Annotated in this window: 21 protein-coding genes, 1 tRNA gene and 1 pseudogene; 7 read left to right on the top strand and 16 right to left on the bottom strand. The window is 73.1% G+C overall.

All coding sequences use genetic code 11. The features are described from left to right. Window positions 1–6: 6 nt before the first annotated feature. From ABT023_RS03595 to ABT023_RS03585, 3 genes are all read right to left on the bottom strand, one after another. Entirely contained in the window at window positions 7–1,050 is a 1,044-nt protein-coding gene (locus ABT023_RS03595; protein ID WP_350881282.1) for a hypothetical protein, read from the bottom strand. After that, window positions 1,050–1,988, bottom strand: a complete 939-nt coding sequence (locus ABT023_RS03590) for a transporter substrate-binding domain-containing protein (RefSeq protein ID WP_350881280.1) — start codon at window positions 1,986–1,988, stop codon at window positions 1,050–1,052. Before ABT023_RS03590 ends, ABT023_RS03595 begins: the two co-directional genes overlap by 1 nt. 131 nt (window positions 1,989–2,119) lie before the next feature. Further along, a complete protein-coding gene (locus ABT023_RS03585; protein ID WP_350881278.1) occupies window positions 2,120–3,931 on the bottom strand; it encodes an alpha/beta hydrolase in 1,812 nt (603 codons plus the stop codon). Window positions 3,932–4,106: 175 nt separating this feature from the next. Here ABT023_RS03585 and ABT023_RS03580 point away from each other — a divergent pair, with 175 nt between their 5' ends. Continuing rightward, window positions 4,107–4,460: a hypothetical protein gene (locus ABT023_RS03580; RefSeq protein WP_350881276.1), complete on the top strand. Its 354-nt coding sequence runs from the start codon at window positions 4,107–4,109 to the stop codon at window positions 4,458–4,460. On the opposite strand, the gene ABT023_RS03575 is transcribed toward ABT023_RS03580, so the two are convergent. The 7 genes from ABT023_RS03575 to ABT023_RS03545 all read right to left on the bottom strand — a co-directional run bounded on the left by ABT023_RS03575 (window position 4,447) and on the right by ABT023_RS03545 (window position 12,383). Further along, entirely contained in the window at window positions 4,447–6,027 is a 1,581-nt protein-coding gene (locus tag ABT023_RS03575) for a serine/threonine-protein kinase (RefSeq protein ID WP_350881274.1), read from the bottom strand. The genes ABT023_RS03580 and ABT023_RS03575 overlap by 14 nt on opposite strands. A 29-nt stretch (window positions 6,028–6,056) precedes the next feature. Further along, window positions 6,057–6,536, bottom strand: a complete 480-nt coding sequence (locus tag ABT023_RS03570) for a hypothetical protein (protein ID WP_350881273.1) — start codon at window positions 6,534–6,536, stop codon at window positions 6,057–6,059. Between the two features lie 175 nt (window positions 6,537–6,711). Then, entirely contained in the window at window positions 6,712–10,299 is a 3,588-nt protein-coding gene (locus tag ABT023_RS03565; protein WP_350881272.1) for an adenylate/guanylate cyclase domain-containing protein, read from the bottom strand. Further along, the gene (locus ABT023_RS03560; protein WP_350881270.1) at window positions 10,296–11,108 is read right to left on the bottom strand and encodes an MBL fold metallo-hydrolase; all 813 of its coding nucleotides are present in this window, start codon (window positions 11,106–11,108) and stop codon (window positions 10,296–10,298) included. Before ABT023_RS03560 ends, ABT023_RS03565 begins: the two co-directional genes overlap by 4 nt. Window positions 11,109–11,230: 122 nt before the next feature. Then, complete coding sequence (locus tag ABT023_RS03555) at window positions 11,231–11,692, bottom strand: RidA family protein (protein WP_350881268.1); 462 nt, start codon at window positions 11,690–11,692, stop codon at window positions 11,231–11,233. Window positions 11,693–11,697: 5 nt separating this feature from the next. Further along, complete coding sequence (gene sp36 / locus ABT023_RS03550) at window positions 11,698–11,853, bottom strand: Sp36 family protein (RefSeq protein WP_018222171.1); 156 nt, start codon at window positions 11,851–11,853, stop codon at window positions 11,698–11,700. Window positions 11,854–11,897: 44 nt separating this feature from the next. Then, on the bottom strand, window positions 11,898–12,383 hold the full coding sequence (locus ABT023_RS03545) for a hypothetical protein (RefSeq protein WP_350881266.1): 486 nt from the start codon (window positions 12,381–12,383) through the stop codon (window positions 11,898–11,900). Between the two features lie 741 nt (window positions 12,384–13,124). Between ABT023_RS03545 and ABT023_RS29055 the strand changes: the two are divergent. The 3 genes and pseudogenes from ABT023_RS29055 to bagB form a co-directional block, all read left to right on the top strand. Then, window positions 13,125–13,676: pseudogene (locus ABT023_RS29055) on the top strand (Rv0361 family membrane protein); the annotation flags it as partial. A 79-nt stretch (window positions 13,677–13,755) separates the two neighbouring features. Then, on the top strand, window positions 13,756–14,733 hold the full coding sequence (gene bagA / locus ABT023_RS03535) for an ATPase BagA (protein WP_350881262.1): 978 nt from the start codon (window positions 13,756–13,758) through the stop codon (window positions 14,731–14,733). Between the two features lie 53 nt (window positions 14,734–14,786). Next, entirely contained in the window at window positions 14,787–15,938 is a 1,152-nt protein-coding gene (gene bagB / locus ABT023_RS03530) for an ArsA family ATPase (RefSeq protein WP_350881260.1), read from the top strand. 6 nt (window positions 15,939–15,944) lie between these two features. Here the strand turns inward: bagB and ABT023_RS03525 are convergent, their stop codons facing one another. After that, entirely contained in the window at window positions 15,945–16,262 is a 318-nt protein-coding gene (locus ABT023_RS03525; protein WP_350881258.1) for a WhiB family transcriptional regulator, read from the bottom strand. A 397-nt stretch (window positions 16,263–16,659) separates the two neighbouring features. Between ABT023_RS03525 and ABT023_RS03520 the strand changes: the two genes are divergently transcribed. Further along, window positions 16,660–19,107, top strand: a complete 2,448-nt coding sequence (locus ABT023_RS03520; RefSeq protein WP_350881256.1) for a transglycosylase domain-containing protein — start codon at window positions 16,660–16,662, stop codon at window positions 19,105–19,107. Window positions 19,108–19,259: 152 nt separating this feature from the next. Here the strand turns inward: ABT023_RS03520 and ABT023_RS03515 are convergent, their stop codons facing one another. Beyond that, a complete protein-coding gene (locus ABT023_RS03515; protein ID WP_350881254.1) occupies window positions 19,260–19,964 on the bottom strand; it encodes a SanA/YdcF family protein in 705 nt (234 codons plus the stop codon). Between the two features lies 1 nt (window position 19,965). Beyond that, window positions 19,966–20,421 carry a GatB/YqeY domain-containing protein gene (locus ABT023_RS03510; RefSeq protein ID WP_350881252.1) on the bottom strand — a complete coding sequence of 152 codons (456 nt, stop codon included), beginning with the start codon at window positions 20,419–20,421 and terminating at the stop codon, window positions 19,966–19,968. A 25-nt stretch (window positions 20,422–20,446) separates the two neighbouring features. On the opposite strand from ABT023_RS03510, the gene ABT023_RS03505 reads away from it, so the two are divergent. Both ABT023_RS03505 and ABT023_RS03500 read left to right on the top strand, forming a co-directional pair. Then, window positions 20,447–21,340 carry a metallophosphoesterase gene (locus tag ABT023_RS03505; protein ID WP_350881250.1) on the top strand — a complete coding sequence of 298 codons (894 nt, stop codon included), beginning with the start codon at window positions 20,447–20,449 and terminating at the stop codon, window positions 21,338–21,340. Window positions 21,341–21,674: 334 nt separating this feature from the next. Then, window positions 21,675–21,748, top strand: a tRNA-Pro gene (locus tag ABT023_RS03500). Window positions 21,749–21,823: 75 nt separating this feature from the next. Here the strand turns inward: ABT023_RS03500 and ABT023_RS03495 are convergent. From ABT023_RS03495 to ABT023_RS03485, 3 genes are read right to left on the bottom strand one after another with little or no spacing between them, the layout of a single operon-like run. Next, on the bottom strand, window positions 21,824–23,041 hold the full coding sequence (locus ABT023_RS03495; protein ID WP_350881248.1) for a tyrosine-type recombinase/integrase: 1,218 nt from the start codon (window positions 23,039–23,041) through the stop codon (window positions 21,824–21,826). Then, a complete protein-coding gene (locus tag ABT023_RS03490) occupies window positions 23,041–23,238 on the bottom strand; it encodes an excisionase family DNA-binding protein (RefSeq protein WP_350881246.1) in 198 nt (65 codons plus the stop codon). The genes ABT023_RS03495 and ABT023_RS03490 overlap by 1 nt, the downstream gene beginning before the upstream one ends. Then, a complete protein-coding gene (locus tag ABT023_RS03485) occupies window positions 23,235–24,803 on the bottom strand; it encodes a replication initiator (RefSeq protein ID WP_350881244.1) in 1,569 nt (522 codons plus the stop codon). Before ABT023_RS03485 ends, ABT023_RS03490 begins: the two co-directional genes overlap by 4 nt. Window positions 24,804–25,215: the final 412 nt, after the last annotated feature.

Here is a 25,215-nt window from a genome sequence, read left to right as displayed (position 1 = left end):
GCGAAGTCAGCCCGTCGCGCGGCAGGCGGCGTCGATGCGGTGCAGCGGGCGGACCCGGCGTCCGAGCCCCTCCAGCAGCGAGTCCTCCACGTGGAAGTCGTGCACCCGCAGCCGGTGTCGGGGCAGTTCCTCCTCGCTCGGGCAGAGCACCTGCGCCTTCACCTGGTCGATCGGCACGTACCGCACGCCGCCCTGTTCCTGGAGCAGCACCATGTTCACGTCGTCGACGACGACCACGTGGCCGCGCACGTCCTCCATCACGCCGGACTCGGTCTGCACGGTGCTGACGGTCAGCGGCAGCACCGGCGTGCTGATCACCGGCAGCGCCGCCCACATCAGCATGGCCAACACGGCGGCCTCGGTGGCCGAGGCCAGCGGCCGGATCACCGCCCCGGGCAACGGCCCGGCGATGCCGAGCGCGAGCACCGGAGGGACGACGAGCAGCGCCATGACCAGTTGTTCCCGCTGTTGCCAGGCGTCGAGCAGGGTCGGCGTCAGCAGGAAGAGGTACCCGCCGAGCAGGGCCGCGACGATCAGCGCCCGGGCCGCGCGCAGGTCGTGCAGCCGCTCCGGGCGGAGTTGGAACGCGGCGGCGAACGCGGGCAGCAGCAGCGGCAGGTAGAGCAGCGGCCAGGTGATCAGGGCGAGCAGGAAGCTGGCCACCACGAACCAGGCCGGGGTGATGTCCGCCCAGCGGGCGAAGAGCGGGCGGCGGTACCCGGGCAGCCGGTCCACGCTGACCCCGAGGACCGCGCCGAGGGCGAACACCGCGACCAGACCGGTGGAGAGCAGCCGGGCAGCCGTGGTGAGGAAGCCGGCGAGCAGGTTGACCGGCCCGACGTTGGCGACCAGCAGGAGGGTGGTCTGGAGCTCCCCGCCGGCCTCCACGCCGAGCCGGAGCACCGAGAACACGGCGGGCACGGCCACCACTGCCGTCCAGAACGACTGGCTGGCCCGGGCCCGGCGCTCGTCCAGGTGCCGCGCCTCGCCGGGCCGGGGCGTCGGCGTTCCGGCGTCCACGTCGGCGTCGGTGACGGGCGGGGCGGTCACTACCGGGGCGCCTTGTCGTCGAAGTCCACCAGCTCCGGCACCTTCAGCGGCGGGGGCTGGACCTTGGGCGCCCTCAGCCACGGCCCGAGCGTCTGGTGGTACGCGGTGAGCCAGGGGCTGCTCAGCCCTTTACGCCCCTGCTGGTAGCTCTTGTCGAGGAAGAACGCGACGAGGTCGCGCAGCGCCGGGTCGCTGATCGGCACCCCGACGCCGATCTGCTCGCTGGTGCCGAAGGGCATGTCGATGATCGTGAAGTCTTTCGGGTGTTTGGAGAGGAAGCCGGCGAGGATGGTCTCGTCCGAGCTGACCGCGTCGTAGCGCCCCTCGAGGATGCCGTCGATGCAGTCGCCGACCTCCTTGACCACGAACACCCTGATCTGGTGCCTCCCCAGCTCGGCCTCGGTGGTGGAGCCGCCGCTGGTGCAGACCTTGTAGCGGGGATCGCGCAGGTCCTCGATGGTGTGGATGCTGTCCTTCAGCCGGGTCGGGACCATCGCCTCCTGGGTCGTCACCAGGTACGGCCCGGCGAAGCTGACCAGCTTCTCGCGCTCCTCGGTCATCGAGAAGGTGGAGACCACCAGGTCGACCGCCCCACCCTGGAGGGCGGGAATACGGTCCTCCGTGGCCACCGGCACCCACTCGATCCGCTTGTCGCCCTCGTAGCCGAGCTGGGCGGCGATGTACCGGGCGATCTCGACGTCGAACCCGCTGTAGGTGCCGCCGTGCAGCTCGCCCATCAGCGGGCCGGTGGTGGAGACGCCGATCTTCAGCGTCGGCTGGCCGTAGATGTGCGTCTTGCTCAGCGTCTCCTTCACGGAAGGGATCTGCGGCTCCTGCCGGCTGTCGCAACCGGCGGCAGCGGCAAGGGTCAGGGTCAGCGCGACCGCCAGGGTGGTGGCGACCGAGCGGACCCGGGACCGGGTGAGGAACTGATTCATCGGCGACCTCACTGACGGGTACCCTGCGGGACACCGAGGGTAGCGGCTCGCGTCCATCCGCGTGCTCATCCGCGCGGCCAGGCCCGGGGGTACGACGGGCGCCCGAGCGCCGCCGTACCCCCGAGTTGTCCTCAACGGACGGTCAGCGAGCCGATCCCGGGCTGCGGGGCCGCCACCGGCGGCAGCCGCTTCGGCTCGCCCCGGGCCGGGGCGCCCCGGTTGGCCAGGGCGCTCTTGGCCGCCGGGGCCCGCTCGGCCGCCGCCTCCTCGGGTTGCTCCGCGAACGGCTGGATGTCACCGACGCAGACCTTGCCCTTCGCCGGCAGGGTCCCCCTGATCAGGTACGCGTCGATCGCGCCCGTCGCGCACGCCGAGGTGCCGTACGCGGTGTGCCCCCAACTGTCGCTGCTGAGCAGGCGGCTGTTCGGCAGCAGCGCCGCCGAGCCGACCGCGCCCTGGTAGTTGGTCGCCGGGTCCCAGTAGTTGCCGACCACCAGCACCGGGGCGCTGGTCCGCCGGGTGAACGGGCCGGTGTAGGCGTCCTCGTCACGGACCGTCCAGGTGTTGCGGGCGCACGACGCGGTGAGCCAGGCCCAGAGCCGGCCGAAGTACGGGGCCCGCTCGTCCTCCTTGGCGGCCAGCGCCGGCCAGGCACCGGCGTCCTTCGGGTGGTACGCGTCGGTGCAGTCCACCCCGAGGAAGGTTTCCAGGGTGTTGTCGTACGGGAAGTCGTACCCCCTGCGCACCTGCTGGCCGGCGGTGGCGGCCCGCCGGGCGATCGCCGTCCGGGCCTCGGCGCGGCGGGCTGCGGTGGCCGACCCGGGGTCGGTGAGCACCAGCAGTTCGGCGGTGATCGTGACGATGTCCTCGTAGCCGGACGGGCTGTAGAGGGCGTTCAGCGCGGCCCCGACGAAGTCGGCGTAGCTGACGGTGTACGTCTCCCCGGTGTCCGGGTCGTCGATGACCACGGGCTTCTTGCGCAGCCGCTTCGCCACCAGCTCGAACGAGGCGACCGGATCGCCGGCCGCGAGCGGGCAGGCCGCCGTCCCGGCCTCGTCGCAGCGCACCAGGATCTCGCGCAGCGCCGCGTACGCGCCGTCGGCGCTGCGCAGCCGGGTCTCCTGGAGCTGGTTGCGCGCCTTACCCTGGCCGACCCAGGCGTTCGGGTTGAGCACGCCGTCGACGACCAGGGCGCGGACCCGGTCGGGGAACATGTTGGCGTAGTACTGGCCCAGCGCGGTGCCGTAGCTGAAGCCGAGGTAGGTCAGCTTCGGGTCGCCGACCGCCCGCCGCAGCACGTCCATGTCCCGGGCGACCTCGGCCGTGGACATCGCGCCGGTCAGCGGCCTGCCGGTGGTGGAACAGCCCTTGCCGACCGCCTTCGACGCGGCCACGTACGCCTTCTCCTCGGCCTTCGTCCACGGGAAGGCCACGTTCAGCCCCGCGTACGCCTTGGTCTGCTCCTTGACCGACGGGAAGCACCGGACGTTCTCGCTGGCCACGACGCCGCGCGGGTCGACGCCGACGATGTCGAACCGGTCCAGCAGGTCGTCGCCGAGGAAGTACGGCGCGGCGAGCGCGATGTCCGTCCCGGAGCCGCCGGGGCCACCCGGGTTGACGAAGAGGCTGCCGATCCGGCGCTGCTGGTCGCGGGCCTTGACCCGCAGCACCGCCACCTCCGTGGTGGCGCCGGTCGGGGAGTCGTAGTCGCGCGGCAGGTCGACGGTGGCGCACTCGGCGTAGCCGTAGCAGGCGTACCAGTCGAGCTTCGGGGTGGGGACGCGGTCGACCCGCCGGGCCTCGACCGGGTCGGTCCGGTCCGACGTGGCCGGACGACCCCAGCCGACGGTGGTCGGCGCCGCGCCGGCGGGCGCGACGGCCGTTCCGGCGAGGACGATGCCGGCGATTCCTGCTGCGGCCAGGGACCGGGTTCTCCGTGGCATGCGGTTGCCTTCCGGTGGGAAACAGGACGCGTCGAGGAAACCTCGACCTGCGTCACTCTAGGAAACCGAGCCCAGGAACACCGCCCACAAAAGGCCCGGGAGAGGGTCATTTCCCCGACTGATGCAACAGATCATTCGTGGTTGACACGCGCGCCGGCTCCGCCATCCTTGACGGGTGACCCGATTCCCTCGGCCCGACGCGCTCGCCGGGGCGGTCGCCGCCTCGGTCGCGGCGCTCGCCCTGCTGGTGACGCTGGCCTGGTGGCGTCCGCGCAGCATCCTGGCGGTGGTGCTCGCCCTGCTCTGCGTCCTGCTGGTGATGGTCGCCGGGGTGTCGGTGACCGAGGCGCGGCAGCGCCGCGAGGAGGCCCGCGAGCGCACGGGCGACGGTCCGGCGGAGTGGCCGACGCCGGGGATCGCCGGCCTGGGCGGCGTCGACGCGGACACGCTGGAGGCCCTGGACAGCCGGAGCGCGCTCCGGGCGGTCCAGGAGCGCCGCCGGCGCACGGGCGGGGTCAGCGACCGGTGAGGGTCGGCTCGTCGAGCCCGTCGACGCCGCGACCGGCCAGGCAGCGGTACGTCCGGTCGGTGTCCGCCCCCTCCGGCGGCAGCACCTCCAGGTGCCAGCCGCTGGCGTACGCGATGCCGCTGGTCAGCCGGAACGTCATCGGGTTGCAGACCCGCCGCACCGCCGGGTCGGCGCTGACCTGGGCGTGTCCCGCGCCGACCAGGGTGGCGGGCAGCTCGCCGGCTGCGTAGGTCTCCCAGGTGTGCCGGCCGTCGCAGGGCAGCCGGGGGGCCTCGGCCCGGGTGCCGCGCACCCGCACCGGCCCGAAGCACTCCAGCTCGGCGACGCACCGCGCGCCCGTCGGCAGCCCCCCGGTTCCCGGCGAACCCGGCACACAGCCCGGCAGCGCGCCCCACGGCCCGATCGTCGACGTGGCGACCGCGCTGGCGACCGGCGTGGGCGTCAAGGCTGCCGGGGCGCCCCCGGCCACCCAGGCGCCGCCGCCGGCCGACGCGGCCAGCGCGAGCGCCCCGGCCCCGCCGAGGAACCAGCGCCGCCGCCAGCGCCGGCCGGACGTCGTCGACACGGTGGGGTGGTCGTCCTCGACCGGGGGACGCGGGGCGGGCCGGCCCGGCCGGCCAGTGCCGTACAGGCCTCCCGAGGTGGACGGACTGCCGGTGATGGTGCCGGTCGTCGGGCCGGACAGGCCGCCCGAGGACGGGCCGCCGGACACGGGAGCCCCGCTGACCGGCGCGCTGACCGGGTCCAGCGGCAGGGCGGCGAGCAGGCCGCGCAGCTCCACCGCGGACGGGCGGGCACCCGGGTCGTTCGCCATGCCCGCCCGGAGCACGTCGAGCAGTTCCTCCGGTGCACCGGGCAGCCCGGGGATCGGCTGGTGGAACATCTCCAGCACGGTGACCAGGCTGGGATTGCGCTCGGACTGCCAGCGGGGCGGGCGGCCGTGCATCACGGCGTAGAGGGTGGCGCAGAGGGCGTACACGTCGACCGCGGGAGACGGCGGGCTGTGGTTGAACATCTCCGGCGGCGCGTACGCGGGGGTGAGCACCTCCAGGGTGACCGACGCGTCACGCACCTCGGCCAGCACGGCGAGCCCGAAGTCGGCCAGCACCGCCGGGTTGAAGTGGGAGTGCAGGATGTTCGCCGGCTTGACGTCGCGGTGCAGCACCCCGTTGGCGTGCGAGTGGGCCAGCGCGTCGGCGATCTTCACACCGAGGTCGCGGGTCTCCGCCGCGCCCAGCGGCGAGGTGCGCATCCGCTCGGCGTACGACCCGTCGCACAGCTCCATGATCAGGTAGGGGTGCCGGTCGACGGTGACCCCGACGTCGAACAGGTCCACCACGTGCGGGTGCGACGACATCCTCCCGGCCGCCCGCGCCTCGCGCAGGAACCGGGCCTGGTCCCGGTCGTTGTCCAGGGTGCGGTTCTCCACCTTGACCGCGACCTCGCGCCCGACGGAGATCTGGGTGGCCCGGTACACGGTGGCATAGCCGCCCCGGGCAAATGCTTCCAAATCGGTTAGACCGGGCACGATGGGCACCCGCCGGGCGCCGGGCGAGGTGTCGGTCACTGTTCGAAAATACCCAATGGCCCGGCCGCTCAGCGGTTCGCGTCAGCGGGCGGGACGACACCGTCCACCGCGCCCGACCGGTCACCGTGCGCGGCCGGTGGTGTCACGGCAGGCCGGCGGGCGTCCCGACGCAGGGCCACGGCGGTGGCGACCGCGCCCAGCCCCTCCCAGAGCGCCACCGTGAAGAACCGACCCGGCGCGATGTCGGCCAGCACCGCGATGGTGAACACGGTGAAGGTGACCAGCCGGAAGAGGACCGTGAACCGGTAGAAGGGCCGCCACTCGGTGGCGGTCGCCAGCAGGTAGTAGACCCCCATGTTGAACGACGCCATGGAGGACGCGGTCAGGAAGGTGCCCGTGTAGTCACCGGCGGCCCGGCTCTGCGGCACCTCGAAGCCGAGCATCCGCAGCTGGGCCTCCGGCCAGAGCAGCCCGAGCGCGCCCATCAGCAGCGCCAGGACGCCGAAGACCGCGATCGTCCAGCCGGCGCTGGAGCGTGGCAGCCTCATCGCGTCCTCCCCAGGACCGGCACGGTCGCCACAGCGGACCACCACTCGGAAATGACACCGTAACCGGGGCCATCCGCCGTCGCATCGGCGGAACCGGCAGACTAACCGACCCGCGCGCCGGCCGTCCGGCGGGACGCGACGAGGCCCGCCGCGACGCGCCGGACCGGCGTCTCGCTCACCCCCGCAGGCGGACCCGCAACGCGTTCGCCGCCAGCCGCTCGCTGCGCTGCTCCGTCGCGTACGCCAGGCGGACGGCCTCCTCGGCGCTGGCCAGCGCCTCGGCGGGCCGGCCGCAGGCGGCCAGCGCCTCGGCCAGCACGCTCGCCGCGATCACCTGGCTGCGCACGTCCTCCGCCGGGACGGCGACCGCCCGGTGGGCCCAGTCCAGGGCCTGCTCGTGCTGGCCGTGGGCGAGCAACGCCGAGGCGTACCGGGCCATGGTCTGACGGCGGGAGAACAGCAGCGACGGCGCGTTCGTGGAGGCGGTGGCCACCGGGGCGAGCAGCCCCACGGCCGTGGCGGAGTCACCGGCGGCCAGCCGGGCGGTGGCCAGCAGCACCCGGGGGCCCACCTGAGCGGGCGCCTGCGGGTTGTGCGGCTCGACGGCGGTCAGCACCGCGCGCGCCGAACGCTCGGCGGTGTCGCAGTCGCCCATGTCCAGCGCCACGAAGCCGCGCAGCGTGCCGGCCATCCCGGTGAGCAGCGGGTGCGAGGTCCGTTCGGCGTACGACATCGCGTCGCCGAGCAGGTCCGCGGCGTGCTCCGGCTCGCCCAGCCCGCGGGCGACCACCCCGCGCGCCACCAGGGCGAAGCCCTGCCCCCAGTCGTCGGAGACCTCGGCGAAGTCCCGGTACGCCCGGCGGGCCGCCCGGTCGGCCTCGGCGATCTCGCCCAGCTCCGCGCCGGCGAACGCCTCCACCGCGCGCAGCGTGCCGACCGCCCACGCCTCGCCGACCCGCTCGCCGAACGGGAGGAAGACCCGCGCGAGCCGGCACGCCTCCCCCAGCCGGCCGGCGAGCAGCCGGGCGAACGCCGTGGTGCCGCGCAGCCAGGCCCGCCCGTACGGGTCCTTCAGCTCGGCGAAGAGCCGGGCGGCCCGGCCGAGCACCGCGTCGGCGCCGGCGAAGTCACCCCGGGTGGTGGTCACCCAGGCCAGGTTCTGCAACGACCACGCCTGCCCCCGCCGGTCCTGCGCGGTCAGGCTGACCTGGTACGACGCCGCGAGCCGGCTGCTCGCCTGACCCAGCCGGCCGGCTACGAAGTCGGCCATGCCGAGCCGGCGCATCGCCGAGGCGCGCAGGGCCGGCAGTTCGCCGGCCGTGGCCACCTGCAACGCCTCCTGCCAGCAGGCCGCCGCCCGGGCCTGGTCGCCCTGGGTCTGGTGGGCCTGCCCGGCGAGCAGCAGGGCGCTGGTCCGGGCGACGGCGTCGTCCCCGGCGTTGGCGGCGATCTTCTCCGCGTAGGCGAGCGCGTCGGCCGCCCGGCCGACCTGGAGCAGGGCGCGGGCGTGCGCCACCCGGTCGGCCGAAGGCAACCCGTCCCGGGCCAGCTCGGCGGCGCGCTCGGCGTACTCGACGGCCACGGCCGGCTCCCCGGCCTGCAACGAGCGGCGGGCGGCCCGGCCCAGCGCGGTCACCCCGAGGGTGGCGACGGTGCGCGCCGGCGCGTCCGGGCGCAGCTTCACCGCGTCGGCGAGCGCGGCGGCCCGCTCCACGTGCTCGGCGACGAACGCGTCCCGGGCCGCGTCGGTGAACCCGCCCGGGGCGGCTGGCCCACCGGGCACGCCGGGCACCGCCCAGCGGGCCAGCGCGGCGTGCCGCTCGGCCAGCTCGGCCTTGCTCACCCCGGAGTACGCGGCCTCCCGCATCAGCGGCGTGGCAAAGGCGTACCCGGTGCGGGTCCGGTGCAGCATCCGGCGTTGCAGCAGCTCCTCGACGGCCCGGTCGAGCTCCACGGCCACCACGGCGGCCGGCCGGCCGGCCCACCCGGCGCGCTGCTCGCGCAGCGCCTCCAGGGCACCCGCCGGCACGGTGTCGCCGACCACGGCGGCGTCCCGCAGCACCGACCGGGCGTCCGGCGGCAGCGCGTCGATCCGGGCGGCGAGCACGGCGGCCAGGTCCCGGGAGAGCAGCCGGCTGCCGAGCGAGCCGGGCGCGAGCCGCCAGCCGGCGTTGGCGGGGGCGGACCGGTCGGCCACGGCGGTCAGCGCGCCCCGCTCCATCAGCAGGGTGACCAGCTCGGCGAGGTAGAACGGATTGCCCTGGGCCGTGATGAGCAGCCGGTCGGCGTCGGGCTGCGGCAGCTTCCCGCCGCCGAGGTAGCTGGTGAGCAGCCGGGCCGCGTCGGCGCCGCGCAGCGGGGGCAGCGCGTGGACCTCGGCGTCCGCCACCCGGGTCAGCGCCCCGGCGGTACGCACCAGCTCGGGGCGGCCGAGCAGCAGCACCAGCACCGGCCCGGTGATCCGGGACAGGGCCAGCCCGAGCGCCCGGATGGTCTCGGCGGTGGCGTCGTGCAGGTCGTCGACGATCACCACGAGAGGTGCCTCGGCGGCCAGGGCGCTGAGCAGGTCGGCCACCGCGTTCGGCACGGCGTCCGCATCGACGGGCGGCTGGGCGGAACCCCACTCGCCCTGGTCGGCCGGGCTCCCGGCGGGCAGGTCGGCGTACCCGAGCAGGGCCAGGAGCTGGTCGACGGCGACGGGGGCAACGTCGTCGCGGAGCCGGCCGAGGCGCTGGCCGAGCCGGCGCAGCCGCTCCTCCACGGCCGGGCGGGTCAGCGCGGTGGCCGGGTCGTTGGGCAGGCCGACGGCGGCCCGGACCAGGTCGGCCAGGGGCGCCAGCCGGCGGCGCTCGCCGAACGCGGCGCAGCGCACCGAGAGCACCCGGGCGCCGGTGTGCGCGGCGTACCGGCCGGGGCCGACGTCGTAGCCGGCGGCGAGGCGTTCCACCTCGGCGGAGAACCGGGACTTGCCGATCCCCGCCTCGGCGGTCATCAGCAGCACCCGGGGCTCGCCGCTGTCGATCACCTCGGCGAGCCGGCCGGCCACCCGGCCGACTTCGGTCTCGCGGCCGACGAACGGCGCCTCGTCGCCGAGGCCGGACCGGGTGCCCGGCGCGTCGAGCAGGCCGAGCAGCTCGTACGCCTCGACCGGCTCACGCTTGCCCTTGAGCCGCAGCGGGCGCAGCGTCCGCCAGGACGCCACGTGCCGGGTCGCGGCCGAGGTGCGGGCTCCCGCGTAGACCGCGCCGACGGCGGCGGCGTCGGCGAGCCGGGCGGCGGTGTTCACGGTGTCGCCGATGACCGTGTACTCGATCGCCGCCTGGATGCCGGCGATCACGTCGCCGGTGTTCAGCCCGACCCGCAGGCCGAGGGGCGCACCGCCGCCCCGCTCGTCGTCGAGCACCCGGCGCACCGCCCGCTGCATGGACAGCGCGGCGCGGACGGCCCGTTCGGCGTCGTCCTCGTGGGCGACCGGGGCGCCGAAGACCGCCATGATCCCGTCGCCGGTCAGCTTGTCGACGTGCCCGCCGAAGGTCTTCACCGCCCCGGCGAGGGAGGCGAGCACCCGGTCGGTGACCGCGCCGACCCGCTCCGGGTCGAGGTCCTCCGACCAGGAGGTGAAGTCGGACAGGTCGCCGAAGAGCACGGTGACCACCCGCCGCTCGGCGGTCGGCAGGGCGGCGGCGGCCGGCAGTGCGACGCCGCAGTTGTGGCAGAACCGCGCCCCCGGGACGGCCAGCGTGCCGCAGACCGGGCAGGTCACGGCCGCTCCACCCCGTCCGGGGCGACCCCCAGGTACTCCAGCTGGGCCCGGACCGACCACTCGGCCGCCCACCACAGCGAGCGGTCCACGTCGGCGTACACCCGCGCCACCACCTCGGGCGCGGTGGTGGCGCCCTCGGCGACCGCCCGCCGGACCTGGTCGAGCCGGGCGCGGCGGTGGGCGAGGTAGAACTCGGCGGCGACCCCGCAGTCGGCCAGCGCCGGGCCGTGCCCCGGCAGCGCCGGCACCCCCCGGTACGTCGACAGCAGCTCCAGGCTGGTCAGGTAGTCCCCGAGGTGCCCGTCCGGGTGGGCGACGACGGTGGTGCCCCGGCCCAGGATGGTGTCGCCGGTGAGCACCACCCGCTCGCCGTCGCGCTCCACGAGGAAGCAGATCGAGTCGGCGGTGTGGCCCGGCGCGGGGAGCGACCGGATGACCAGGCCCGCCTGGTCGAGGTCGCCGCCCGGGTCGAGCGGCGGCCCGCCGTGGCTGTGCGCCGGGTGGACGGCCCGCACGGGCACGCCCCCGAGCAGCTCGCGCAGCCGGGGCGAGCCCTCGGTGTGGTCCGGGTGGCCGTGGGTGATCAGCACGGTGGCGACCGGGCCGTGCGCCGCGATCGCGGTCAGGTGCCCGTCGTCGGCCGGCCCGGGATCGATCACCACGGCCGGCTCGCCGGGGCCGGACCGCAGCACCCAGGTGTTGGTGCCGTCGAGGGTCATCGGCCCCGGGTTCGGCGCGCGCAGCAGCGTCACCCACCCGGGCAGCTCGCCCGCCAACGCCCCCACGGCCGCCGTGATGTGCCCCGTCATGTCAGCGATCGTACGACCCCGCCCGCCGCTCCCCGCGATCTTGCACTTACGGCCCGGGATTTGTGCCCGTTCACGGCTTTGATCCGGGCCCTGAGTGCATGATCGCGGGGAACGGGAGGGGATCAGGCGACCTCGACGATCAGCTCGACCTCGACGGGGGCGTCGAGGGGGAGTTCGGCGACGCCGACCGCGGAGCGGGCGTGCCGGCCGGCCTCGCCGAAGACCGCGCCGAACAGGTCGGACGCGCCGTTGATCACGCCCGGCTGGCCGGTGAAGCCCGGGGCGCTCGCCACGAACCCGGTCACCTTGACGATCTTGACGACGTTCTCCAGGCCGACCAGCGCGTCGACGGCGGCGAGGGCGTTCAGGGCACACCGCTGCGCCAGGTCCTTGGCCTGCTCGGCGGAGACCCCGGCGCCCACCTTCCCGGTAGCCAGCAGCTTGCCCTGCGCCACAGGGAGCTGCCCCGAGACGTAGACGTGCTGCCCGGACTGGACGGCCGGCACGTAGCTGGCCACCGGGGGCACCACCTCGGGCAGGGTCAGCCCGAGCTCGGCGAGCTTGGCGTGCGGTCCGTTGCTCACGTCGCTCACGCCTTCGGGCGCTTGAGGTACGCGACGAGCTGCTCCGGGTTGGGGCCGGGCACCACGGACACGAGTTCCCAACCGTCCTCACCCCAGTTGTCGAGGATCTGCTTGGTCGCGTGGACCAGCAGCGGCACGGTCGAGTATTCCCACTTCTGCATCGGCGCAGGGCTCCCTAGAAGGCAGTGACGTTTCCGCCCACAGCCTACGATCCGGCGCCGCCGGGCGGCGCGGGACGCTGCTCCGGGGTGGTTGGCGGCTCGCCGCAGGGCCCCTCGTGGTCGTACCGCTGGGGGCAGCGGGACCGGTCGGGCAGCAGGAGGTCGCAGAAGACCCGGTGCCGGTTGTTCTGGTCGTCGGCGGTGGAGACGGTGGTCTCGCCGGCGTCCAGCTCGGGCAGGAAGCCCAGCGAGATCGCGACCTTGCCGGCCAGCGCGGCCGCCGCCGCCAGGTCTGCCACCCGGATCGGCAGGTGGATGACGTACCCCGGCTCCTCCTCGTCCCGGGAGCGCTCGGCCGGGCGACTCAGGGTCCGCAGCATCTCCCCCGGGTCGGTGAGCCGCCGGTAGGACCGTTCGTTGAACGGCAGGCCCGTGACCGGTCCCTCCTCGCCCACAGGGCCGGTCCCGCCCCACCGGGCGCTGCCGCAGGACGGGAACTGGGCTCGGGAGATGTTCTCGGTGTCGCGCATGTACTGCCTCCGGGCCTCGCACCTGATCAAGTCGTCACCATGTGGCTCGGACATCTGCCGATCCGTCCCCCCGCGCCGGCACGAACGTAGGACCGATTCCCGACAGGAACAACGGGACGCGCATGTCCGGACACCTCAAGTCACATATGCGACAGATCGGGGGTCCGGTACCGGATGGCGCGGATCGGCGCTTGATGATCGACGCGCCCCCCGCCCGGCCCGGGGACCCACCCGCCGGGCCGTTCACCGCTACCCTTCCGACGGACGACGCGCACGGCCCGTCCGCCTTCGTTCGACAGCCCTCGCGTCCGCGCGACGACGACGGCCGTACCCCGGGGGATCGACATGACCCAACCGCCCGACGGCGGCGCCACCGGCACGCCCAGCGGTCCGCCCTCCGGCGACCGCCTCCCCGGCCCGCCCGGCCAGGCCACACCCCAGCAGGCCCCGCCCGACCACCTCCTGCCCGGCCAGGTCCCGCCCGGCCAGGTCCCGCCCGGCCAGGTCCCGCCCGGCCAGGTCCCGCCCGGCACCACACCCGGCCCGGTCGGCGGCCCCGCTCAGGTCGGCGGCCCACCCCAGTTCGGCGGCCCACCCCAGGCCGGCGGACCCGCCCAGTTCGGGGGCCCGCCTCAGTTCAGTGGCCCGCCTCAGTTCAGTGGTCCACCCCCGGCCGGTGGCCCGCCCCAGTTCAGTAGCCCACCCCCGGCCGGTGGCCCGGTCCAGTTCGGGGGCCCGCCCCCGGTCGGCGGCCCGGTCCAGTTCGGCGCGCCCGGCGGCCCGGGTAGCCCTGCGGGCGCGATCCCGCCGGGCTACCCGCCGTACCCCGCCGCAGCCCCGGCGGCGCCGAAGAAACGGCGCGGCGTGCTGATCGCCTCGATCGTGGCCGTCCTGGCGCTGTTGCTGTGCGGCGGCGGTGGGACCGCCGCCTTCCTCACCCTGCGCAACGTCGAGAGCGGCGAGGGCGCGAAGGAGCCGGCCGAGGCGGTGGTCTCCTTCCTCACCGCCGTCTACCGCGAGCAGGACGCGAAAAAGGCCGCCAGCCACGTCTGCGCCGCGTCGCGGGACGAGAAGAAGATCGCCGCGAAGGTGGCGGAGGTGCGCGGGTACGTCGAGCAGCACAAGAGCCCCCGGTTCTCCTGGCCCAGCCCGAAGGTGGACAACCAGACCGGCGACCGGGCCACGGTCAGCACCAAGGTGACCATGACCACGTCCGACGAGAAGGTCGCCGACCAGGACCTCCGTTTCACGGTCGTGCGGAAGACCGGCTGGTGGGTCTGCGAGATCGCCTGACCGCTCGGGCGGCGACCGGCCCGGACCACCCAGGGGCCGGCCGCCGCCGCCCGGGCCGCCGGGTGGATAGGCTCGACGGGTGCGAGCAGCTGAACGGCGGGCCGACCCGACCGGCGCCGAGTGGCCGGCACGCCTCCACGTGGTGACCGGCAAGGGCGGCACCGGCAAGACCAGCGTGGCGGCGGCGCTGGCCATGGCGCTGGCCACCGAGGGCCGGCGCACCCTGCTGGTCGAGGTCGAGGGGCGGCAGGGCATCGCCCAGCTCTTCGGCACCGACCCGCTGCCGTACGCCGAGCGGCACCTGATCACCGCCCCCGGCGGCGGCGAGGTGCGTGCCCTGGCGGTGGACGCCGAAGAGGCCCTGCTGGAGTACCTCGACATGTTCTACAAGCTCGGCGCCGCCGGCCGGGCACTGCGCAAGTTCGGGGCGATCGACTTCGCCACCACCATCGCCCCCGGCCTGCGCGACGTGCTGCTGACCGGCAAGGTCAAGGAGGCCACCACCCGCACCGCCGGCCAGCGCCGGGCGTACGACGCGGTGGTGCTGGACGCGCCGCCGACCGGGCGGATCGGCCGGTTCCTCAACGTGACGGCGGAGACGGCCCGGCTGGCCAAGGTGGGCCCGATCAAGACCCAGAGCGAGGGGGTCGCCGCGCTGCTGCGCTCCCCGATGACCGCGGTGCACGTGGTGACGCTCCTGGAGGAGATGCCGGTCCAGGAGACCGTCGACGCGATCGCCGAGCTGACCAAGCTCGGCTTCCCGGTGGGCCGGGTGGTCGTCAACGCGGCCCGGCCGCCGCGACCCGCGGGCCGGGCGGTGAGCGCGGCGGAGCTGAAGCGCGGGCTGGTCGCCGCCGGGCTGCCCGCCGACCGGAACACCGTCGCCGGGCTCGCCGCCGAGGCGCGCGACCAGCTGATCCGCCGGGAGTTGGAGGATTCGCTGCGGACCGAACTGGTCGAGCTGGGGTTCACCCTGACCGAGCTGCCGCTGCTGCCCGACGGGGTCGACCGGGCGGGCCTCGAAACGCTGGCCCGGGCGCTCGTCCGGGCGGAGTGACGCACACTGCAGCCAGCACGGCGCGGAGATCCCCCGAAGCCCGATACGCTCGATTGGTGCCTTCCGAAGACGCGGCGCCGCAGCTGGACGTCGACCAGATCCTCGCCGACCCCGGCGTGCGGATCGTGGTGTGCTGCGGGGCGGGCGGGGTGGGCAAGACGACCACCGCCGCCGCGCTCGCGCTGCGGGCCGCCGAGCAGCACGGTCGGCGTACGGTGGTGCTCACCATCGACCCGGCCCGCCGGTTGGCCCAGTCGCTCGGCCTGACCGAGCTGGACAACACTCCCCGCCAGGTCAAGGGCATCGACGTCGAGGCCAGCGGGGGCGAGCTGCACGCCATGATGCTCGACATGAAGCGGACCTTCGACGACGTGGTGCTCCAGCACACCGACCCGGCGAAGGCGGCGGAGATCTTCGCCAACCCCTTCTACCAGGCCATGAGCTCCACGTTCGCCGGCACGCAGGAGTACATGGCGATGGAGAAGCTCGGCCAGCTGCACGCCCGGGGCGAGTGGGACCTGATCGTGGTGGACACCCCACCGTCCCGCTCGGCGCTGGACTTCCTGGACGCGCCGGCCCGGCTGTCCCGCTTCCTCGACGGGCGGATGCTGCGGATGCTGCTGGCACCGGCGCGCAGCGGGGGCCGGAGCATGTTCAGCATCGTCACCGCGAGCTTCGGCATGTTCTCGAAGGTGGTGCAGAAGGTGCTCGGCGCCCAGTTGCTCACCGACCTGTCCGGTTTCGTGGCCGCGCTGGACTCGATGTTCGGCGGCTTCCGGCAGCGGGCCGAGCAGACGTACCGGATCCTGCAGGCGCGGGAGACGGCCTTCCTGCTGGTCGCGGCCCCGGAGCCGGACGCGGTCCGGGAGGCGGCGTACTTCGCCGGTCGGCTGGGCAAGGAACGGATGCCGCTGGCCGGCCTGGTGCTCAACCGGGTGCACCGGCCGGCGGTCGACTCCCTGGACGCGGCGACCAGCCTGGCCGCCGCCGACCGGCTGGCCGAGGCCGGCGGGCACTCCGGGACCGTGGACGTGCTGCGGGCCCACGCCGCGCTGGCCCAGCAGGCGCACCGCGAGCAGCGGGTGGCGGCCCGGTTCAGCGAGGCGTTCCCGCAGGTGCCGGCGGTGTCGGTGACGGCGCAGCCCGCCGACGTGCACGACATCGACGGGCTGCGGACGATCGGCGCGGCGATCAGCCGGCCGTGACCGGCGTCAGCCGGCCGTGACCAGGACCTTGTCCTTGCCGGGCTTGTCCTTGGCGTTCTTCTTCATGGCCGCCTCGAACATCTTCCGCCAGCTCGCGACCTGGGGGTGCCGGCGCAGCAGGGCCCGGCGTTCCCGCTCGGTCATGCCACCCCACACCCCGAACTCGATCCGGTTGTCGAGCGCGTCGGCCAGGCACTCGTACCGAACTGGGCAGCTCCGGCAGATCCGCTTCGCCACGTTCTGCTCAGCGCCCTGCACGAACAGCGCGTCCGGGTCCCCGTTCTGACACGCCGCCAGCGACGGCCAGTCAGTGATCATGCCCATGTGTACACGTCCCCCCTTGCAGTACCTACCGACGTCGCGCGACCAGCCGTCGAATACTTCTGCCGTCCGCCCGACCCCCCGGGCGGCCCGGACGACGCGTGGCTCGGTCACCGCCACCATCATGCTCTGTAGTCGACTGATTACGCAACGTTGTCGGCAAAATCCACTATTACGGACACTCCCGGCTTCCCGGGCCTTCGGCCCCCGTCTACCCGGCCGGGGTACGTGAAAACTCCGCGCCGCTCCTCCGATCGGTGAAGACTCGTCGCCCGATCCACGCAACCTCGCACCAGGGTTCGTGCGTTTAGCACAACGAGGTCGGCGCGCGCAGGAAATGGGAGAAAGACGCCCCAGCGCCCCTCATTCCCTACTCGCGTACTCTGTCGAGGTGACCTGGATGCGGAAACGTGACCACAATGTGCTGACCAACGCCGCATCGCTACTCATCTGTGGCCTGCTGGCCGGCGTGGTGGTCGCGGCGGCGGCCTTCCCCGCGGTAGCGATGTCCGGGCTGGCCGCCAAGGCCGGCGCGGAGACCTTCGGAGCGCTGCCCAAGGAACTGATGGTGGGCCTCCCGCCCCAGATCAGCCACCTGCTCGCCTCCGACGCCAAGACACCGCTGGCGATCATGTACGACGAGAACCGGCGCAACGCGAAGCTCGCCGACATCTCGCCGTACATGCAGAAGGCGATCATCGCCGCCGAGGACCACGACTTCTACAAGCACAACGGCGTCGACCTCAACGGCATCGCCCGCGCGTTCGTCAACAACCAGTCCGGCGCCAACTCCCAGCAGGGGGCGTCGACCCTGACGATGCAGTACGTCCGGCTGGCCATCGCGTACTCGGCCACCCACCCGGCCGACGTGGTCGCCGCGACCGAGGACACCAGCGCCCGCAAGCTCAAGGAGATGCGGCTGGCCCTCCAGGTCGACAAGGAGCTCTCCAAGGACGAGATCCTGGAGCGCTACCTCAACATCGCGGCCTTCGGCAACGGCGCGTACGGCGTCTACGCCGCCAGCCAGGTCTACTTCGGCAAGCCGCCGAGCAAGCTCAGGATCGACGAGGCGGCCATGCTGGCCGGCATGGTGAAGGCCCCGACCACCAACGACCCGACCACCAAGGCCGGATACCCGCTGGCCCTCGCCCGGCGTGACTACATCATCGGGAACATGGTCGACATCGGCGCCATCACCAAGGAGGAGGGCGAGGCCGCCAAGGCCACCAAGATGGTGGTCAAGGACAAGAAGACCCCGAACGGCTGCGTCGCCACCAACAAGAAGGAGTGGGGCTTCTTCTGCGACTACTTCTACCGCTGGTGGCTGCAGCAGGAGACGTTCGGCTCGACCTCGTACGACCGGGAGCGGCGACTCAAGAGCGGCGGCTACACCATCATCACCACGCTCGACGTGCAGGCGCAGAACGGTGCCGACAAGGCGGTCCGCAAGGGCCTCGGGGTCAACAGCAAGGCGGCCCGGATGGTCTCGGCGATCGAGCCCGGCACCGGTCGCGTCCGCGCCCTCGCGGTGAACCGCAACTTCAAGATCGACGATCCGAAGAAGCCGCAGAACAAGATCAACAGTGACCCGGCGAAGGCCAAGAAGAAGATCCGGGGCAACTACCCCAACACGGTGATCCCACTGCTCACCGGCGGCGGCGACATCAAGGGGTATCAGGCCGGCTCGACGTTCAAGATCTTCACGATCGTCGCCGCCCTGGAAAAGGGCATCCCGCTCAGCTACACGATCAACTCGCCGAAGCAGTTCAAGTCGGAATACATCATCAACAGCAGCAGCAACGCGGCCTGCCCGGGCACGCACTTCTACTGCCCCACCAACTCCGTGGAGTCGATGGCCGGCGTGCACAACATGTGGAGCGCGTTCGGCAGCTCGGTGAACACCTTCTTCGTCCCGCTCCAGCAACAGGTCGGCTCGGAGAACGTGATCAAGGCGGCGCAGAAGCTGGGCATCCAGTTCCGCTCGGCCGAGGACGCCAAGTTCGCCAACAACAAGGAGGCCGCGCACCAGTGGGGCGCGTTCACCCTGGGCGTCTCGGCCACCACGCCGCTGGACCTGGCCAACGCGTACGCGACCCTGGCGGCCGACGGCAACTACTGCGAGCCGATCCCGGTGCAGGAGATCAAGGGCCCGGACGGTAAGAAGCTGGACATCGCCAACCCGCGCTGCGAGCAGCGGATCAGCACCGAGGTCGCCCGGGCCGCCGTGGACGCGGCCCGCTGCCCGGTCGGCGACCGCTCGTCGACCTCCAAGTGCGTCGGCGCGACCGCCCGCAACGTGCGCGGCATCGTCGGCAAGCCGGTCGCCGGCAAGTCCGGCACCACCGACTCGGAGAAGACCTCCTCCCTGGTCGCGATGACCAAGCAGTACGCGGTCGCCGGCATCCAGGCCGACCCGGACTGGCCGCAGACCAACCAGAAGATGGGTCACGACGTCTCGAATGGCATCAACCCCCCGGTGTACGAGACGCTGCGCGACGCCATGAAGGGCAAGAAGGGCATCGAGTTCACCCCGCCCAGCGGCAAGATCATGGAGGGTGACCAGCGCTCGATCCCCGACGTGAAGTGTCAGGACCTCGAGACCGCCAAGAACCGGCTCAAGGGCGCCGGCTTCGACGTGGTGGTCTCCTCCAGCCGGGTGGCGTCGAGCTGCGCGGCCGGCAAGGCCGCCGGCACCAGCCCGAACGGCCGCACCATCAAGGGCGGAGTGGTGACCATCGAGGTCAGCAGCGGCAGCAACAGACCGGTCACCCCGCCGAACAACGACGGCACCGGCAACGCTCCAGGCACCCCACCGGGCCAGGGCGGCCGCCCGGGTCGCCCCGGCTGACCCACCCCCTCGGCCACAAGGTGACGGGCGGGCATCCCTTCGGGGGTGCCCGCCCGTTCCGTCACTGACCATGGATTTGGGTCACCGCAACCGGGACACCACACCGCGGAGGCGCAACCACGACAGTCCCGGCCAGTGCGGCCCGGACGGGCTCAGCTGTCCCGTAGCGCGTCCTGGACAGCAGGGTCTGCGGGCGAGCGGACCGCCGGCGGCCTACGCCGCGCAGCGTCCCACGCCGCCTTCCCGCTGGCGAAGTAGTCGCGGACCGCCTTCTCCGCGAGCAGAGTGGCAGCGCAGCCGGCACAGCGGGCGGCCACCCCGTCGACGTCGAGGCCGAGGCGCCGGCACAGCGTCACCGCCCGCGACAGGTGGTAGGACTGCGTCACGATCAGCGCCCGGGTGACCCCGTACACCTCACGCGCCCGGGCGCAGCTGTCGTAGGTGTCCAGACCGGACGGGTCGGCCACGACGCGCCGCGGGTCGACCCCGAGCCCGGTCAGGTACGACGCCATCACCGCCGGCTCGTCGCCGGACGCGCCGCCGCCGTCCCCGGACACGAGGATCACCCGGGCCCGCCCGGCGCGCACGAGCGCGGCGGCGGTCTCCAGGCGGCCGGCGAGCCGTTCCGCCGGTCTGCGTCGGTCCGCCGCCACCTCGGTCCCCAGGACGATGACGACGTCCGCCGCCGGCGCATCGGACTCGGCGTACACGTGACCGTGCGCGGCAATCTTCGTCCACAGCCAGGGGGCGCTGACGAGAAGCAGTACGGCGACGCCCGCAGCGGCCAGGCGCGTCAGGCGTCGTCGTCCCCCGAGCAGACGACGCGCCCGGCCGATCCGCTCGGCCGGGGGTGCCACGTCAGAGGCCGAGCTGGCGGCGTACCTCGGCGGCCACCCGGCCCCCCTCGGCCCGACCCGCCACCGCGGCTTGGGCCGCCTTCATGGCCGGGCCCATCTGGGCCTTGCCGCTGAACCCGCCGGCGGTTAGCGCCCCCGCGACCAGCTCGGCCAACTCCTCGTCGGAGAGCTGCTTCGGCAGGTAGCGCTCCAGCACGTCGCCCTCGGCGGTCTCCTTCGCGGACTGCTCGGCGCGGCCCGCGTCGCCGAAGGCCGTGGCGGCCTCGCGCCGCTTCTTCGCCTCCTTGGTCAGCACCCCGAGCACCTCGTCGTCGGTGAGCTCGCGCTTGACCTTGCCGGCGACCTCGGCGGTGCCGACGGCGGCCAGCGCCATCCGCAGGGTGGAGGTGGTCAGCTCGTCGCGTGCCTTGAGTGCGGCGCGCATGTCAGCGGTGAGGCGGTCCTTCAACGTGCTCATGAACGGTGAAACTACCCTGGTTGGCATGCGAAAGCGCACACTATTCCGGTTCGCCCTCGGGACCGCCGCCGCCGGAGCGGCAACCCTGGCGTACGCGTCACTCGTCGAGCGCAACATGTTCACCCTGCGTCGGTTCGATGTCCCGGTGCTGCCGGCCGACGCCGAGCCGCTGCGGGTGCTGCACCTGTCGGACCTGCACATGATGCCGGAGCAGCGACGCAAGCAGGACTGGGTGGCGTCGCTCGCGGCGCTGGACCCGGACCTGGTCGTGGTCACCGGGGACAACATGGCCGACCCGGGCGCGGTGCCCGGCGTGCTGCGCGCCCTGCACCCGCTGCTGGACCTGCCCGGCGCGTTCGTCTTCGGCTCGAACGACTACACCGGGCCGGTGTTGAAGAACCCGTTCAGCTACCTCCTTCCCGACCGGGAGTACACCGAGGGCGTCGAACTGCCGTACGAGGAGCTGCGTGACGTCCTCACCGGGGCCGGCTGGGCCGACCTGAACAACGCCCGCACGACGGTCAAGGCGGGCGGCCGGCTGATCGAGCTGGTCGGGGTCGACGACCCGCACGTCGCGCGGGACGACTACCCCGCCGTCGCCGGCCCGGTCTCCGCCTCGGCGGACCTGTCGATCGCCCTGGCCCACTCCCCCGAGCCGGCCGTGCTCGACCGGATGGCCGAGGACGGCTTCGGCCTGCTGCTCGCCGGCCACACCCACGGCGGCCAGGTCTGCGTGCCCGGCTACGGGGCACTGGTGACCAACTGCGGGCTGCCCCGGTCGATGGCGAAGGGCCTGCACCGTTGGCCCGGCTCCGACTCCTGGCTGCACGTCTCCGCCGGCCTGGGCACCCACCCGACCGCGCCGGTCCGGTTCGCCTGCCGCCCGGAGGCGAGCATCCTCACCCTGATCCCGCGCTGACCCACGCCCGGTCAGACACGACTCGGCCCGATTCAGGTCGGCCTGTCCGGGTGTGATCTACGCCGCTTTGGAGCTGCCCCGCGTGCGCTACCGCCGGCCGGTCCGGGCACCGCCCCGGGCTGTCCGGCGGGCGGTCAGGCACGGGTTCGCCTGGGCATCCGCTGTCCTGCGCGGTAGGCCGCCGGGGTCCGGGAGGCTGGTGGGCGCGCCTTTGGAGCTGAGTCGCCTGCGACATCGGCTCCGGTCAGCCCGGAACCCGGCGGGGTGTCCAGCTGCGGACGGGGTACCGAGTTTGACCGCCGGACAGGGTGGGCTACTATTTGTCCGCACGCCTCGGGGTGTGGCGCAGCTTGGTAGCGCGCTTCGTTCGGGACGAAGAGGTCGTCGGTTCGAATCCGGCCACCCCGACAGAGGTCAGAGGGCACATCCGATCGATGGATGTGCCCTCTAGTGTTTCCGTACAGCAGTTGAGTACAGCAGCGGCTATCGCAGGCTCTCGCCCAGCCTCTTGAGCGCGTCCCGGGTGGCGTCCGAGGACGCCTGGGAGTAGATCTCCATCGTCACCGAGACCTCGGCGTGCCGGAGCACCTGCATGATGACGCGCGGGTGCACGTCCAGATCGACGAGGAGCGTGGCGCAGGTACGCCGGGCGTCGTGCACGGTGATCTTGCGGACTCCGGCTCGGGCGCAGCGGGCGTCCCAGGAGCGGTTGAAGTTGCGCGGTTCCACGGGGGTTCCGTAGCGGGTGGTGAACAGCAGCCGCGAGCCCTGCCAGGCGATGCCCGCCTGATCGCGGTCGTTCTTCCTCGCGCTCTGGCGGAGGTCGAGGGCCGCCGCGCAGATGTCCGGCAATGGGAGCGTGGCGTCCGAGGTCTGCGTCTTGGTCTCACGGTGCAATAGCTGGCCGCCGACCCGCTGCAACTGCCAGCCGATCGACAGCTCCCCCGCCGCCAGGTCGACGGCGTCCTCGGTGAGGCCGAGCACCTCGCCCTTGCGCAGGCCGAGCACCAGGATCAGCACGTACGCGGCGTACAACGGATCGCGGTCGGCCCGCGCGGACTCCAGGAAGCGACGCGCCTCGTCGCTGGTCCACGCCCTGCCCTTGCGGCGGCGGACCGGTGGGAGCTTGACCAGGGCGGCGGCGTTGCGGGTGACCAGTTCCTCGGTCGCGGCGTGGTTGAGCGCCGAACGCAGCACGCCCCGGATGTCCTTGACGGTGCGGGACGACGGAGTGTCACCGCAGCACCGGCCGAGCGCGCAGCACCGCCATCTGGCCTCCGGGCGGCGGGCGTCCTTGCCCTGTGCGCAGCACTGGCAGGCGCGGGCCACCTCGTTGATCCACGTCTGCACGTCGCGCACCTGAAGCCGGTCGAGCCGCTTTCCGCCGAGGCCGGGGATCACGTACAGCCGAAGAATCGTCTCGTACGTGGCGCAGGTCAGCGGCGCGAGGTTGGGGCGCACGACCTCGCGGTGCCAGTACGTCAGGTAGTCGCCGAGGGTGGGAACGCGGGTGGCGACCGGACCGGCCTTGGCCTGCTGGTGCAGTTTGATCCACTTGTCGTGGACGGCTTCGCGGGTCTGGCCGTAGACGTACTTGCGGGTGCGCTTGCCGTCGGGTTTGGTGACCCAGACGTACGCGGCGTAGCCATTGCGGTATGGGAAGATCGAGCCTTCGCCGTTGGCTCGTGCGCGTCCGGGCATCAGGCGGCCTCCTGCCGTTCGACCTGGTCACGGACGTACTCGTCGACCCATTCGGGGAGGACGCGGCGGTACTTGCCGTCCTTGACGGAGCGCAGCTCACCGGTGGCTATCTTCATCTTGACCTTGGACAGGCCGAAGCCGAGCAGGACGGCGACCTCGGCGGGCGAGTACCAGCGCGGGGTGAGGCCTCTGCTCATGCAGCGGCCCCGGTCAGCCAGGCTTCGTGGGCGAGTTCTTCGCGGCCGATGCGTTGGCGTTCGCGGTGTTGGGCGGCGGCGGTGTTGGCGAGAAGGGCGTCCCCGTTGGTGAGCCAGCCGGAGCCGACGAAGGCCAGCGTGCCCACAGTGATCGTGTCGGCGGTGTCGTCGTGCTCGGTGCGGCGGTAGACGGCGCGGGTGTCGCGGAGCAGGCCGAAGGTGACCGAGTAGCGACGGGCCTTGGTGAGGAAGTGACCGCCGTAGCCGAGCATGTGCGCCCAACGGCGCAGCCCGGCGTAGACGTTGGGTTTGGTGTCAAGGCCGGCTTGACGCTCGCCGGCCGGGGTAGCGGTGTGGGTGGTGTGGTGGTGGGCGGGGCGGCCGAGCCGCCAGCAGGCGTCGATGAGGCGGGCCAGGTGGTCGCCCTCCGGGTCGGCGTAGGCGTCGATGGTGTCGGGGGTGAGTCGGTTGGAGCAGTGGCCGGTCACCTCGGTCGCCTTGGTGGCGTACTTGGCGAGGTAGGCGGCCACCTTCCCGTCGGTCACGTCCCCGTCGCTGGTGCCGATGCGGTGGACGTCGACCTGCTCGCCCCAGGCGATCGGCCAGCCGTGCGGCTGGTCGGGATGCGGCGGGGTGGTGAGGGTGATCTGTCGGGTGGCGGCGTGGACGGCGGCGTCGAGGTCGTCGGCGGTGATCCCGGCTGGCGGCGGCACCAGGACGTGCCGGTCGTCAGGGTCAACGCCGTCGAGGCGGAGCAGGACGTGAAAGTGCACCGCGCCCCGGCGCTGCATCTCGGCAACCTTGCCGTGCGACACCCGTACCGACGGCACTCGGCGCACCCGGCTGGAGTCGGTGGTGACCTGGACGTGGGGAATGCCGCGTCGGCGGCACAGCGCGGTGAGGTGGCGTTCGATGGCCTGTTTGGTGCGTCGCCACAGCTCGCCCGAGGAGTAGTTCCAGACGACCTGGTGGTCGTGGTCGTAGCAGTCCAGGCACAGCGGCCGACCGAGCTGCGGATCATCGCTGTCGTGGCGGGCAAAGCACGCCGCGGGCTGCCCGTGCTGGCAGGTGCCAGCGGTGCGGCGGGCACGGCAGGGTGCCGGACGGCAGTCGCAGCGCCGCCGGTCGGCACAGGTGTGACGGGGGATGTGCCGGTGGTGGATCGCCCCGAATGACGGGGCGGTGAAGGTGGCGAACACGACCGGGTGCGTGGCAACGGTGGCGGGGATGGTCTTGCCGCCGGTCAGGCCGCAGCGGACGACCTGGAAGGCGTCACCGGCGTAGACCCAGGCGCAGTCGGGGCACTGGGCGGCACGCCGGTTACCGCACGCCTTGTAGAGCGTCCGGTCGGGCAGTTCGTCGGTGTGCCGCTGCTCCAGGACGCGGCCGGTGTCGGTCTCGACGGCAGTGAGGGTGCCGGTCAGGCGGATCGGGCGGGTACAGCCTCCGGCGGCGCGGGTGTGCTCCAGCCAGCCGAAGAAGTCCGGGCTGGTGGCGCGATGTAGGGCTTGGGCGTCACGGCCGGCGGCGACGCCGGGGCGGCGCAGGGTGAGCAGGGTGGACACGGATCTCTCCTCAAGGGGTGACAGGAACAGGCAACGGACTGCCACCGGTCGCGGAGCTGCCTCCGTCGGTGGTGTTCGTGGTGTCTCCTGGCACCGCCTAGAGGGCGGCTGACGCCGGAGGGTGGAAGCGTGGCCATTGCCACACCGCCGCTGAGATGCGTCCTTCTAGGTTGCTGGACCTTGTGATGCCGGAACGGGTGGGGTGCCTGGTCGTCGGCATCCGGCGAGTTGCCGCAGGCAAGCCCACCCGTCGAGGTACGCGAATCCGGACCATCGTGGACGGCAAAAAGGCCGTGCTGGGTCGCTCAGCGGATTCCGGGGGAACCGGCACGGCGGCCGGTGCGATCGAGGACCGGCGGGACGTGGCCCGCATCAGCGGCAGGAAGGCCGCTCAGCACCTCAGTGGTCGAGT

The sequence above is a fragment of the Micromonospora sp. NPDC002296 genome, assembly GCF_040296145.1.
Classification (GTDB): Bacteria; Actinomycetota; Actinomycetes; order Mycobacteriales; family Micromonosporaceae; genus Micromonospora.
This window is presented reverse-complemented; position numbering and strand designations above follow the sequence as displayed.